Raw genomic sequence first — 13,136 nt, forward strand, 5'->3', positions numbered from 1 at the left:
TGTTCAGTCAGGCTGAATGATTTCACCGGGTTGCACCCCCCATAACAGGCGGCGTTCGATCCACCCGTCATAGCCCCTGACTGTGACATGACACCATGATGAGCCCTGTGGACAGGCCTTGATCTTTCCGATCGCCCCCGGCTCCAGCAGGGCGACGACGGTCCGGTCCGGCTTGTCCGAACTCATCAGAGGGACGTCATGATTCTGGCCCCGTGCCACCTCCCCCGCCGGCACGTATGCCACAATGCGGGAATCAGCATGACCCGTGGTCGAAACTTTAGACGCATCCCCATCATAGGACACGGAACCGGGTATGATAAAGGAACGGCTGCCATGCAGCGTCACCTGATGTACCCAGCCCTTCTGGCCATCCTGATCCTCCACAAGACGCCAGACCCCGAATTCCCGCTCGATCAACACCGGATATCCACGGCGATGATAGACCCAGTCGATCGGATACCGCTCACCGGGGCCACGCCGCATATAAACACGGTCCGCCCGCATGGCGGCATAGCGGGGCAGTGGCAGCTTTGTCTCCGTACCGACATTATCGGGAACAGGAGGCGGAGCTGGCTGCGTCGTCGGAGCCGCAGGAGCGACCTTGTGAGGGGTGGTGCGCCCATGGTGGACACGCCCATGCGCTTTTGCCGCATGGGCTGGCTCATGCACGGCGGCGTGGTGCTTTTCATGCCGCTTACCATGATGATGGGAAGCATGAGACATAGCCTGCTCTCCCTCCGCCCCACGGGCGGGACAAGCTGCAAACAGGGCCATCACCATAATCGGTAACGCCCCCTGCACGGGCAGCCTACAGGAAAATGAAACAGGTACTCTCATCCCTTTATCCCTGCCAAGGGACAGCCATTTGGGCAAGCCGTATTCCCCCTCTCATGTCCAAAAAATCCGCTCATGTACAGCAACCCTGCCCTGCCAGAAAAGCGTGGCATGGTCACGCCACGCTTCTGTCCGCCCATGCGAACCAGAACACACTCATACCACAAATCAGGACCAACAATGAGGCATCAGGGAGTCCTGATCATGCCCCAGACCACCAGAGGCCGCCTCATGATCCTGTTTCTGGGGCAGCTGCTTTTCACGGCTTCATTCTCAGTCGATCTGACCCTGACAGGGATTGTCGGCTATCAGCTGACGCCTGACAAGACGCTGGCCACTCTCCCTTACTCCCTCATCACGCTCGTGGCCTGCCTGACAACTTTTGGAGCTTCGATCCTCATGGGCAGACTAGGGCGAAGAATCGGCTTCATGCTGGGAGCAATGGCTGGAACATCCTCTTTGTTTCCGGTTCAACTCTGCTTGTGAAAGCCATCCCTTACCCGGACTGAACACCACTCCTCCCAGGAAAGGAGGGAAATGCAATAAAATCCAACCGCCTGGCAGTCTCTATTCACTCATCTTTTCCCTCATAGGACATGCTTTCATATCTCATGACCTTTCTGTACAGACTGACATCTTCCTGACCATCATCAGGGCACAAAAAAGGCCTGCATTCCTGCAGGCCTTCCCCATCATTCCCCATAATGTTCTGCAGTCTCTCCCACTCAATTATTAATTGATAAGATTTTCCATTATAAATCAGTAACTTAAAAATTGCCAATGCGTGGATACCATGGAAAATACCATTTTATCTACGATGCACCTCTTGAAACTCAATTTTGAGCGTCCGGACTCATAGGGCCTCTCCCTACGGCGTGTCGTCAGTTAAGCAGGGTTATAACTGATGCGAATTGAACGGCTGTAAGGAAGGTGGTTTCAGTTTGTCGTAGCGGGCGGCTCTGTTGCACCTGTCCCTACGCTGGAGCTGTCACATTACTAAGGTGTAATACGTAGCGTTAACGTGACAGCGCCTGTGGCGGCTTCCCCCTTCGCTCCCCAGTTCTAGGAGGCCGCCCGTTTGGGCCGGGTAATAGCCCGAGGAGACTTGTATTTCAAAAATCAACGGGATAGTCTCCCGACTTTAATCATTTAGTAGGACCTTAGCCAGATGGTGTGGACACCACATAAAATTTTGCTGACCACGGCGCTGTTGGAAGCAGCTCAGGTTAGGGCCGACGCCCTACCCATTTTTCAAAACTCGCATCGGAAAAAGCAGGCAAATATCGTTGGATGCATCGGTGAAATTGCATTCGAATCCTTCCTCTTGCAGAACAACATTCCTTTCGAAGACTGTCGAGATACCACAACACACGATTATTTAATTGGAGAAAAGAGATTTTCTCTGGACCTCAAAACGAAGGATCGAACTGTAAAACCAGAGCCGTTTCACGACAACTCTGTCCCACTCTACAACCATGAACACCAAAGGCCGAGCTATTATTTTTTCGTATCTCTTTATCGGGACCGGAAAAGTGCCATCGAAGATATCCGACGCTTCGAAGCGGCCTATCTAGTCGGAGGAATTGACATCGATACCTTGGACCGTGAGGGAAGGCGTTGGAATGCGGGAGATGTTGATCCTGACAACAGGACTAAGTTCTGGACAGCATGCCTTAACGTGAACATGGAGAAGCTGCTCACCTGTGAACAAATGCTAAAAATTTTCCGCGGAGATGCTGTCACGTAAGCTTTTTCGCCGATGACCACTGCCCCCTGTAGTGAGCACCTGGACCTCTGGCACAAGATATGCTAATGGTTTCGATAGGCAGCATCTAGGCGGATAAAAACAATATGAGTGAAGTGGTTAAAGAGAATTTCCACCAGGAATCTGCAAGCGGAGATCGCCCTCGGAATCTGGATGGTTCCGGCTTATATACCATGGTTGACCTCTTTGCTGGATGTGGCGGTCTGTCCATGGGGTTCGAAAACGCCAAGTTCACACCGCTGTTTGTCAGTGAGTTGAACACAGATGCGCTGCAAACCTACCTCAAGAACCGCCACCACAAGCTCGGGGGCGAGATGTTCTCTAAAAACCCTGCGTTGCGCTGCCATGATGCGCATGAGCTTCAGGGGAAGCGCCTTGAGCAAATGGTTTCGGACCTCAGCACTATGCCCGAAGCCGACTTTCGCTTTGACACGGGCAGTCCAGAAAGTGGTAGCGGCAGTTCCCTAGACGTCTTGGCTGGAGGCCCCCCCTGCCAAGGGTATTCTGGCATCGGCATCCGTCGGTCCTATGCTGTTGACCGCAAGGAAATCCCGTCGAATGTGCTGTACGGTCGTATGGCAAAAATCATTTACCGCCTGCGTCCGAGAATTTTCTTGTTTGAGAACGTTCGCGGGCTGTTGAACGCAAAGTGGACACGGGAAGGTGAAGAGCCGATCTGGCCTGACGTCAAGGCTGCATTTCGGCAGATCCCTGGGTATGAAGTCCGCTGGTCTCTGGTATTTGCCAAGGATTATGGTGTCCCCCAGAACCGTCCACGAGTTCTACTCGTCGGGATCCGTAAAGACATCTTGGGGGCCTGCCCTTCACTCAAGCCTGAGGCTGATGAAGAAGATGCGGTCAAATGCGGGTTCCTTCCTGCCGGTGAACCAGGGTCGTTCCCAGACCTGCAAGACTTGCTTGGTGATCTAGTAGACGAAAGCGTTACGGAGACGCTGCGGTCTGGTCAGTTCGCGTCTGGCGCCTTCGAGACAACAAGCTATCCGCGTCCGGCACGCACACCTATCCAGAAGCACCTGCGGACGCCTCCCCTGTGGGAGCCGAATGGTCGGGTGCGGCTTACCGAGCAAGAGTACTCTAAGCACAAGTCGGCAGTAGTTGATAAGTTCGAACATATGCTTGCAAATAATGGTGAGATTCCAGTCCATTACCGGACCCGAAAGTTCTCGCAGAGGGTTCTGCCACCGGTCTGGGGAAATAAAGAGCCGAATATGACCGCGACTTCCCTGCCTGACGACTACGTGCATTACTGCCAACCTCGCATTCTAACCGTGCGTGAATGGGCCAGACTGCAATTATTCCCTGACTGGTACCGTTTTGCAGGTAAGCGCACAACCGGCGGTATCCGTCGCGCAGGAAATCCGCTCGAAGGAATTTTCGACCGGGAGGTGCCCAAGTATACTCAAATTGGAAACGCCGTTCCTGTGGGATTAGCGCAAAAAGTGGGCGAACACTTCAGAGGAATTCTGGATCAGGCGTTGGGCGCGAGATAGGCCATGCCCCTTCGTCAGCTCACCGCGATCGAGCGGCAACGGATGAAGCGTCTTACGGCCGAGTCCGTTGATATTACCTTGTTACAGCCCACATGGACCGCCTTGGATAAGGGCTACATGGACGCCACGGCTCCCGTTCGAAACTACCTCAAGGAGAACGGGTTGCACGACTTCGGACTCCAAGGTCGCGGCGCACGTGAGAACGGGGTGAAGATCGAGGCCCTTCTTGTCAGCGAACAGGAGCAAATCAATGCTCCAGCATCCCTCTATAAACCGAAGGCTAAGCCGGGCAAGGACGGCGATCCGCGCATCTGGTTTTCTAAGCTGCATCATCATGCCAATCCGGATGACATACTTGCCATCACGGAGCACAACGATCAGCTCGTAGTTATCAACCTCTCTCAGGTTGATGTCGCCCATGTGCTGGATGTCCAAAGAAGCGGTCCCTTATGGGATATTCTTCAGGATATCAGTGCCGAGGCGACTAGCATCGCGGACGAGCTCTTGGGTAAGCTCCGTATCATTGCAGCAGGCGGCTATATTCCTTCAATCATGGTCGAACGAGCGGATACAGCCATCGGGCGCACCCTTGAGGCCGCGCTTGGTATTGCCATGAACGCGCGACGTGAGCCCGATTACAAGGGTATTGAGCTGAAGTCGTACCGACAAAAGCCCAAGTCCCGGGAGAACCGAAAGCAACTGTTCACCAAGGTTCCCAACTGGGAAATCAGCAAATTCAACAGCATGACGGAGGTGCTCGACACCTTCGGATATTTCCGAAATGGCCGCGACCGTCTAAACTGTACGGTCAGCGCAGTTAACGTCAACTCGCAGGGACTCACGTTCAAGATCGATGATAAAAACGGCATATTGAACGAGGTTTCAACCACCGCGGAACATGGCGCATTCGCGTCGTGGTATTTGTCAGAGCTGCGTGCCGACCTTGAGAAAAAACACGCCGAAACATTCTGGATTGGGGCAAAGGTCCATTGCATTGATGGCCACGAGCACTTTGAATTCATAGACGTGATACACACTCGGAAACCGATAGGCTCGCAGTTCGACATTCTTGTCGAGCAGGGTGTAATCACGATGGACCATATGATGAAACGGCTGGATTCAGGGCGTGCCCATGAACGCGGGCCATCGTTCAAAATCGAGGCCGGTTCGCTCGACTTATTGTTCCCGCCAAGTAAGACCTATGCCCTCGCATGACGAGGGAAGAGGCATCCGCCTGCGTGGCAAAAAACAAAAAAAATCGGGCGAACGATGCCATATTTCCCCGTCTTTTCATAGGCTCAGGACCCATTGATTTTTGTGGGGAATTTTGATTCAGGCTCTGTGAGGAGACTGAAGATGAGCGACCTGTTTTGGCTGACGGACGAACAAATGGGGCGTCTTCGGCCGTTCTTTCCCAAGAGCCACGGCAAACCTCGCGTTGATGACCGCCGAGTGTTGAGCGGGATCATTTTTGTGAACCGCAATGGGATGCGCTGGCGTGATGCGCCCCGGGAATACGGCCCCCACAAGACGCTCTACAACCGTTGGAAGCGTTGGAGCGACATGGGGATCTTTTCCCGGATGATGGACGGTCTGGCTGCCGGAAGGACAGAGCCCCAGACGATTATGATTGATGCGACCTATCTCAAGGCGCACCGCACGGCTTCGAGCCTGCGGCTAAAAAAGGGGATCCAGGCCGCCTGATCGGTCGCACCAAAGGCGGTATGAATACCAAGCTCCATGCGGTCACCGATCAGAACGGACGACCGCTGAGCTTTTTCATGACGGCAGGGCAGATCAGCGATTATACCGGTGCCGCTGCCCTGCTGGACAGTCTGCCTGCAGCACAATGGATGCTGGGAGATCGAGGTTATGATGCTGACTGGTTCAGAGACGCCCTGGAAGAGAAAGGGATAAAGCCCTGCATTCCAGGACGGAAATCTCGCGGAAAACCAGTCAAATACGACAAGCGAAAATACAAAAGACGCAACCGCATCGAGATCATGTTCGGAAGGCTCAAGGACTGGCGGCGGATCGCAACACGCTATGACAGGTCTCCGACAGTCTTTTTCTCAGCCGTCTGCCTCGCCGCAACCATCATGTTCTGGTTATGAGTCCTGAACCTAAAAACCATCAAAATAACCGGATAAAATCCTTATTATTCATATGGTTATTAAATATCGATACCATGACACCCATAGAATTCCTGACATGGTATCAACAAAAATCATGGCATCAGACTCAGTCAGTGCCACGCACTATGCCATAAAAAATAACTGCTTGGCGATACCGTCAGACGCCAGACAATGCCGGACCAAAAAACAAAAAAGCCCGCATTTCTGCGGGCTTTAAGGCACTTCCATGCCGGGTGGTGCCATCCTATGCCAGACGCGGGATCATTCCCACTCGATCGTGCCCGGTGGCTTGGAGGTGATGTCGTAGGTGACACGGTTGATGCCACGCACCTCGTTCACGATGCGGCCGGCAACACGGTTGAGGAACTCGAAAGTGAAGGGATAGACCTCGGCGGTCATGCCGTCCGTGCTGGTGACGGCACGCAGGGCGCAGGCCTGATCGTAGGTACGGTCATCACCCATCACGCCCACTGTGCGGACAGGCAGGAGAACCGCAAAAGCCTGCCAGATTTCATCATACAGGCCAGCCTTGCGGATTTCCTCCAGATAGATGCTGTCCACCTTCCGCAGGAGGTCCAGCTTCTCCCGTGTGATGTCACCGGGAATACGGATGGCCAGCCCCGGCCCCGGGAATGGATGCCGCCCGACAATATGCTCCGGCACGCCAATCTCACGACCCAGCGCACGGACCTCATCCTTGAAGAGCTCACGCAGCGGCTCGACCAGCTCCATGTTCATCCGTTCTGGCAGACCGCCCACATTGTGATGGGACTTGATGGTCACGGACGGCCCGCCATTGAAGCTGACACTCTCGATCACATCCGGATACAGCGTGCCCTGCGCCAGGAACTGCGCCCCGCCCAGCTTGGCGGCTTCCTGTTCAAAGACTTCAATGAAGAGACGACCAATGGTCTTGCGCTTCACCTCCGGGTCCGTCACTCCGGCCAGCTCGCCAAGGAACAGGTCGGAGGCATCACGATGGACCAGACGGATGTTGAAACGGTCACGGAAGGTCTTCACCACCTCATCAGCCTCACCGGCACGCAGGATGCCCGGATCGACAAAGATGCAGGTCAGCTGGTCCCCGATGGCATCATGGATCAGCTTGGCTGCCACGGAGCTGTCCACACCACCGGAGAGACCGCAGATCACCTTGCCATCACCCACCTGCTTGCGGATACGGGCAATTTCCAGATCACGGAAACCGGCCATCGTCCACGTGCCGGAGCAGCCTGCCACACCATGCGTGAAGTTGCGGATCAGCTCCGCCCCATGTGGCGTATGCACCACCTCCGGGTGGAACTGCACGCCATAGATGCGGCGTTCTTCATTGGCGATGATGGCAAACGGTGCCCCCTCGGAATAGGCCACGGCCCTGAAGCCCGGCGGCAGGGCCGCCACACGGTCACCGTGGCTCATCCAGACCTGCTCACGCCCACCCTGTGCCCAGAGACCGTGGAACAGCGCACATTCCTCGGCGACATCAATATAGGCACGGCCAAATTCACGGTGGTCATGGGTTTCCACACGCCCGCCCAGCGTATGGCAGAGAACCTGCTGGCCGTAGCAGATACCCAGAATGGGGCGCTTCAGCTCCAGCAGCCCTTCCGGCAGGGTCGGCGCATTGTCGTCATGCACGCTGGCCGGGCTGCCGGACAGGATGATGCCCCGCGGGTTGAACTCACGGATTTTCTCCAGCGGGGAAGTGAACGGCCAGATCTCGCAATACACCCCGCTTTCTCGCACACGGCGGGCGATCAGCTGGGTCACCTGGCTGCCGAAATCCAGAATCAGGATACGGTCTTCATGGAGGGTTTCATCAAGCTGCTGAAGGGTGTCTGCGTTTTTCTGCGTCAAGTTCCGGGCCTCGCCTGCTGGATATGGCACAATGCTCAATTCGTGCTAGTCTCTATAGGACGATCGACCGCCAACGTCATCCTTATTCTCCACCGGTTTTTACCTTCCGGCAAAGATTTCCGCGGCGGCTCACATTACTCGAACATGCTTTTCAGGAACTGCGCAATGCGTCCCGCTTTTCTCACCTGTCTGGTCAGCCTCTGCACTCTGGGGGCCTGCTCCTCCCTTCCCGACCCGGCTTCCGACCCCTATGGCCTGTGGACAGGCAAGCTCGTTACCGAACAGGGAATCTGCCCGACCGGGGACATATCCTCCCTTCGCATCCGTGGGCATGAGGTCGTTTTCAACCCCGGCATGAATACATCCACCCTCCGGGGCACCTATGAAAAAGGCCAGCAGCACTACCTGGCCGAACTGACCGACAAGGGAATGAACGATACCCCCTACAGGCAGACATTCAACGGCTATCCGGTTGGTACGGCCATCGGTGGGACCTACACGTCACCACGCTGCCGTGCCCATGTTTCGCTGATTCGCCGCTGAAAAACGCCGGGAACATCCCACTGGAAAATATTTAAAAAAACTTCTCCAGTGGGGTTGCACCACTGCCCCAGACCGGATAGAAGCCTCCTCAACACGGCGCACCCGTAGCTCAATTGGATAGAGCACCAGACTACGAATCTGGGGGTTAGAGGTTCGAGTCCTCTCGGGTGCACCATGTCATCATATACTCGGGTCTTCCGAGGTCTGCACCCGTAGCTCAATTGGATAGAGCACCAGACTACGAATCTGGGGGTTAGAGGTTCGAGTCCTCTCGGGTGCACCACATATCTCCTCATCCAGAATACATGATTGAAGCGCTTCCATAGCTGCTTGGGAAGAGCGTCAGGGTGTTCCGTACTGTCTGCGGCTGCGCCCCTGTTTCCTGCGGGTTACACCTTCCCATTTTGGCTGCTGGTCTGTAATCATGCGGTCATGACTTCGACACATCCCGACCCGACATTCCAGACCCTCCTGAACAACCACCCCAACCTGTCCTACGAAGGTAGACAGGGGCTGGTCATGGATGGCACCTCTCTCACGGATATTGCCAGAGAGCACGGAACACCCTGCTGGGTCATCAGCGCTGATACGCTACGCCAGCGTGCTCATGCCCTTCAGGATGCATTCAGGGCCCGCAATCTGCCCATCCATTGCCACTTTGCCGTCAAGGCACAGGATCATCAGGCCTGCCTGACCGTTCTGGCACATTGTGGCTTCGGGGCTGATGTCGTCAGCGGTGGAGAACTGCGTCGGGCTCTTGCGGCGGGCATCAGGGCCCGTGACATCGTCTTCTCAGGAATCGGCAAGACGGATGACGAGCTGGAGCTGGCGATTCATCATCAGATCGGTCAGATCAATGTCGAAAGTGTGGAAGAACTGCACCGGATCAACGCTCTGACACAAAACATGCAGCAGCGGGCCCGCATCGCCTTCCGGGTCAATCCCGATATTGACGCCCAGACACACAGCAAGATCACGACAGGGCGTGCCGAAGACAAATTCGGCATTGACCATGACGCCATCCCGGCCCTCTACCGGAAGGCACAGACAGACATGCACGGTGTGGAGCTGGTCGGTCTTGCCGTTCATCTCGGCAGCCAGATGGTGACGGCAGCTCCCTTCCGCAAAGGCTATGAGCGAATTGCCGCACTCGTCCGCACCCTGCGGGAAGATGGGCTGCATGTCAGCGACATTGACTGCGGCGGCGGCCTTGGTATCGCCTACCGGAACGAGCAGGCACCTCCCCCCGCCATGCTGGCTGATGTCATTGCCGAGACGCTGGGAGACCTGGATGTGCAGCTGCATGTCGAGCCCGGCCGCTGGCTGGCGGCACCCGCCGGGGTTCTTCTGGCCCGTGTGATCGACGTGAAGGACGCTGCCCGCCGTTTCGTCATCATTGATGCTGGCATGAATGACCTCGTCCGCCCAGCCATGTATGATTCCTGGCATGGCATCCTCCCCCTGAGCGAACCGGACACCACCACCGAAGAGTGCGTAGATGTGGTCGGTCCCATCTGTGAGAGCAGCGACATCTTTGCCCGCCAGCGTTCCCTGCCCCCTTTGAAGAAAGGAGATCTGGTTGCTCTGCTGGATGCCGGAGCCTATGGCACAGTCATGAGCTCCACCTACAATTCACGCCCCCTTGCTGCGCAGGTCATGATTGAAGGCGGCCGGAAAGCCATCATCCGCAGACGCCAGACACTTGAAGAGCTGCTGGCACAGGAAGCCGTCCCCGACTGGCTGGCCCGCCCCTGACCCCCGTGAAGCCCACACCCCTCCCTCCCCGGTTTGCCCACATCCAGCGGCAGGCCTACCGCCGGCTCCGGCTGGAACAGTGCTGGCATCATGCCCGCTGGCCCCTGCTGCTTGCTGGCCTGTGGGGCTGTGCGGCCCTGCTTCATCTCCCACAATCCCTGCCTGACAGCCTGCACCTCCTGCTGGAAGTCTCCTCCTTCGGAAGTGTGCTGTTCTTGGCAGCCCGGCGCCTCCACCGCCTGCCCCGTCCCTCCGCTGCACAGGTGGATCAGCGTATCGCCAGCGATTCCGGGCTTGCCTTTCCGCCCTTGGCAGCCCTGACAGACCGCCCCGCTCTGCCTGAAGGCCTCTCCGAGGAAGACATACGCCGGGAAGGGCAGCTCTGGACCATCCACCGGCAACGGCTTCTGGAGTCGTTCGACTCTCTCCGCCTGCGTCTTCCACGGCTCTTTCCACACTGGGCAGGCAGGCTGACAACCGCTCTTGTCATGCTCTGCCTGTTCGTCCTTGGGGGGCTGGCGGGACCACAGGCCGGGCTGAGACTGAAGGCTGGCTTCATCCCCGGCATGGATGATGACGCCGCACCGCTCCCTGCCATGCAGGCATGGATCGACCAGCCCGCCTATTCACCCGGCCCACCCATCTTCCTGACGGCACACAGTCCCGCCCTCTCACTACCGGAAGGAGCACGGCTCCACGCCGTGCTGGACGCCACATCAGGACGCCCCGCCCTGCATGGTACTGTCGAGCACAGCCAGACATCCCGGGAGAAAGGAAGCTGGCAGATTGAAGGAACCCTGCGAAAGAGCGGCACCATAAGTCTTTCTGTCCGGGGCCGCAGGCTGGGGCGCTGGCAGCTTCATGTCAGTGCCGACACACCGCCAGACATTCAATGGACCGCCAAAGCCGGTGCCATATCGCAGGACTGGTATACCAGCTTTCCATGGTCAGTCAGCCAGCCCCATGGCGTCGCTTCCCTGGAGGCCAGACTGCACCCCATCATTCCACCAGCGCACACGCCGGACCCTGCTCATGGTCTGACCATTCCCCTGCCGCTGGAAAAACAGCCGACCAAAGCCACGGGCACCACCCGGCTCGACCTCTCCGACAGCCCCTTCGCCGGGCTGGAAGTTGCCGGGCAGCTCTGCGCCCGCAGCAGCTCTGGCAAAGAACGCTGCTCCAAACTCCAGACCTTCCGCCTGGGGCACCGTTCCTTTCACGATCCACTGAGCCGCGCACTGCTGGACCTGCGATTGGCTCTTGTTCTCGAGCGCACAACAGAAGCACAGGCAGCCCACCTGCTGGCCCTTCTGACAGACCTGCCTCTTCCGGCTGATCTCAGCCTGCCACTCGCCCTGCTACAGCGGCAGGCAACGACAGGCCTGCCCCTCCAGACCCTGACTGAACAGCTCTGGTTCACAGCCCTTTATGCGGAAGACCGTTCACAATCCGGGCAGGCCATTGCGGCCTCCATGCTTCATGTACGGACCTTGCAGAACGGGATACGCCTGCATCTTCTCGCTCTCGGGCAGCATCCCGCTCCCCCGCCTCCAGCTGAACAGCAGGCGCTGCATGACGAACTGGAAAGCCTGAAAACTGCTCTGGACGGCCACATGGCCTTCATTTTCCAGAAGGCCAGCCAAAGCGGCCTCGTCATGCCCATGCCCGGTGGCCGGGGAATGCCCTGGATCCGCCTTGCCGGGCAGGTCCAGTCTGATGCGTTGGCCGGACGGACAGAACAGGCTCTGGAGCACCTGCGCAATATGGTGGAACCTGCCGAACAGCTCCGGCAGGCGACCCTGCCAGACATGCAGTCGCTGGCCGCCTCCATGCAGGCGCAGGCTGAAGCCCGTACCCAGCGCCTCGCCCTGCGGGATCTGATACGGCAGGAAACCGACCTTCTGAACCACGCCCAGAAACGTCTTGCCTCAGAGCGCCCCAAAACGGATGATCAGGACACCCGGCACAAGGATGTCTCCCAGATGTCCACAGCCGAACTGCTCAGCCAGCTTGGCATGGTTTCCGCCTCAACAGACAGTTCTTCCACAACATCACAGTTGGATCAGGAGGCCGTTCTCCTCCATGCTGATGAACGGCAAAAGGACCATGCAACCCAATATGCCCTGCGCCTTCTGGCCGGCACGCTCAACCATCGTGGGGAAACCCTGACAAAGAAAAAAATGTCCAATCTGCTAAAAGCGGAAAAAGATATGGGAGCTGTCCTGAAGAGCCTCGCCAACCGTCAGGACGAAGAAAGCGTGAAGAACATCCAGACCGTCCTGAATGATCTGTCACAGTCCCGTCATGAGATGAGCCGGAACCAGTCTGCATCCAGTCAGGAAAGCAAGGGGCATCTTGGCTTCATTCCTCCTCCTTCTGCCTCCTCATCGCCAGATGAGCAGAACGGCACCCCCTCTGCCTCCCCCAATGACGACCCGAACAGCGGGCAGGATGAGGACACACATGATGATGAGGAAAAACAGCCGGAGAATCAGGACCCGCTGGGCCGGAAACTGGATGACAGTCCGGACTCTGATGCCCACATCCCGGACCATGAGCGCAACCGTGCCCATGACATCGAGCGTGAACTGCAACGTCGTGCCTCTGACCGCACCCGCCCCCAGAGTGAGCTGGATTATCTCAACCGGCTTCTTGCCCCCCTCCGTCAGTCGCACTGACCCTGTCAGATGGCGGGAGCCAGCCGGCAGAAACCCGTCATATCGGGTGGAATGGAGA

At 57.1% G+C, this 13,136-nt stretch carries 10 protein-coding genes and 2 tRNA genes; 10 read left to right on the forward strand and 2 right to left on the reverse strand.

Annotated elements, in window-relative coordinates; translation table 11 throughout:
• Positions 1 to 3: 3 nt before the first annotated feature.
• Positions 4 to 723, reverse strand: a complete 720-nt coding sequence (locus CO583_RS02495; RefSeq protein WP_227431355.1) for an SH3 domain-containing protein — start codon at positions 721 to 723, stop codon at positions 4 to 6.
• Between the two features lie 315 nt (positions 724 to 1,038).
• On the opposite strand from CO583_RS02495, the gene CO583_RS02500 reads away from it, so the two are divergent.
• The 5 genes from CO583_RS02500 to CO583_RS02520 all read left to right on the forward strand — a co-directional run bounded on the left by CO583_RS02500 (position 1,039) and on the right by CO583_RS02520 (position 6,224).
• The gene (locus tag CO583_RS02500) at positions 1,039 to 1,320 is read left to right on the forward strand and encodes a hypothetical protein (RefSeq protein ID WP_249079487.1); all 282 of its coding nucleotides are present in this window, start codon (positions 1,039 to 1,041) and stop codon (positions 1,318 to 1,320) included.
• Between the two features lie 682 nt (positions 1,321 to 2,002).
• Positions 2,003 to 2,581: a hypothetical protein gene (locus CO583_RS02505; RefSeq protein ID WP_249079485.1), complete on the forward strand. Its 579-nt coding sequence runs from the start codon at positions 2,003 to 2,005 to the stop codon at positions 2,579 to 2,581.
• A 104-nt stretch (positions 2,582 to 2,685) separates the two neighbouring features.
• Entirely contained in the window at positions 2,686 to 4,110 is a 1,425-nt protein-coding gene (locus CO583_RS02510; RefSeq protein ID WP_249079483.1) for a DNA cytosine methyltransferase, read from the forward strand.
• 3 nt (positions 4,111 to 4,113) lie between these two features.
• Positions 4,114 to 5,325: an MvaI/BcnI family restriction endonuclease gene (locus CO583_RS02515; protein WP_249079481.1), complete on the forward strand. Its 1,212-nt coding sequence runs from the start codon at positions 4,114 to 4,116 to the stop codon at positions 5,323 to 5,325.
• A 141-nt stretch (positions 5,326 to 5,466) separates the two neighbouring features.
• Positions 5,467 to 6,224 (forward strand): IS5 family transposase gene (locus tag CO583_RS02520; RefSeq protein ID WP_249079480.1). Its coding sequence is split into 2 segments (ribosomal slippage): positions 5,467 to 5,788 and positions 5,788 to 6,224, totalling 759 coding nucleotides; the frame shifts between segments, so codons are not numbered across the junction.
• 282 nt (positions 6,225 to 6,506) lie between these two features.
• Here the strand turns inward: CO583_RS02520 and guaA are convergent.
• Complete coding sequence (gene guaA / locus CO583_RS02525) at positions 6,507 to 8,102, reverse strand: glutamine-hydrolyzing GMP synthase (RefSeq protein WP_086441507.1); 1,596 nt, start codon at positions 8,100 to 8,102, stop codon at positions 6,507 to 6,509.
• Positions 8,103 to 8,267: 165 nt separating this feature from the next.
• On the opposite strand from guaA, the gene CO583_RS02530 reads away from it, so the two are divergent.
• From CO583_RS02530 to CO583_RS02550, 5 genes are all read left to right on the forward strand, one after another.
• A complete protein-coding gene (locus tag CO583_RS02530; RefSeq protein ID WP_086441186.1) occupies positions 8,268 to 8,645 on the forward strand; it encodes a hypothetical protein in 378 nt (125 codons plus the stop codon).
• Positions 8,646 to 8,743: 98 nt separating this feature from the next.
• Positions 8,744 to 8,820, forward strand: a tRNA-Arg gene (locus CO583_RS02535).
• A 31-nt stretch (positions 8,821 to 8,851) separates the two neighbouring features.
• Positions 8,852 to 8,928: transfer RNA gene (locus CO583_RS02540), tRNA-Arg, on the forward strand.
• Positions 8,929 to 9,077: 149 nt separating this feature from the next.
• A complete protein-coding gene (gene lysA, locus CO583_RS02545; RefSeq protein ID WP_248630434.1) occupies positions 9,078 to 10,400 on the forward strand; it encodes a diaminopimelate decarboxylase in 1,323 nt (440 codons plus the stop codon).
• Between the two features lie 5 nt (positions 10,401 to 10,405).
• Positions 10,406 to 13,078, forward strand: a complete 2,673-nt coding sequence (locus CO583_RS02550) for a DUF4175 family protein (protein WP_248630433.1) — start codon at positions 10,406 to 10,408, stop codon at positions 13,076 to 13,078.
• Positions 13,079 to 13,136 lie beyond the last annotated feature (58 nt).

The sequence above is a fragment of the Parasaccharibacter sp. TMW2.1882 genome, assembly GCF_023337635.1.
In the GTDB taxonomy this organism is placed as follows: domain Bacteria; phylum Pseudomonadota; class Alphaproteobacteria; order Acetobacterales; family Acetobacteraceae; genus Bombella; species Bombella apis.

Coding starts and splice junctions, on each gene's coding strand:
- CO583_RS02495 (WP_227431355.1), bottom strand. CDS start 723: ATGTCTCATGCTTCCCATCATCATGGTAAGCGGCATGAAAAGCACCAC.
- CO583_RS02500 (WP_249079487.1), top strand. CDS start 1,039: ATGCCCCAGACCACCAGAGGCCGCCTCATGATCCTGTTTCTGGGGCAG.
- CO583_RS02505 (WP_249079485.1), top strand. CDS start 2,003: ATGGTGTGGACACCACATAAAATTTTGCTGACCACGGCGCTGTTGGAA.
- CO583_RS02510 (WP_249079483.1), top strand. CDS start 2,686: ATGAGTGAAGTGGTTAAAGAGAATTTCCACCAGGAATCTGCAAGCGGA.
- CO583_RS02515 (WP_249079481.1), top strand. CDS start 4,114: ATGCCCCTTCGTCAGCTCACCGCGATCGAGCGGCAACGGATGAAGCGT.
- CO583_RS02530 (WP_086441186.1), top strand. CDS start 8,268: ATGCGTCCCGCTTTTCTCACCTGTCTGGTCAGCCTCTGCACTCTGGGG.
- lysA (WP_248630434.1), top strand. CDS start 9,078: ATGACTTCGACACATCCCGACCCGACATTCCAGACCCTCCTGAACAAC.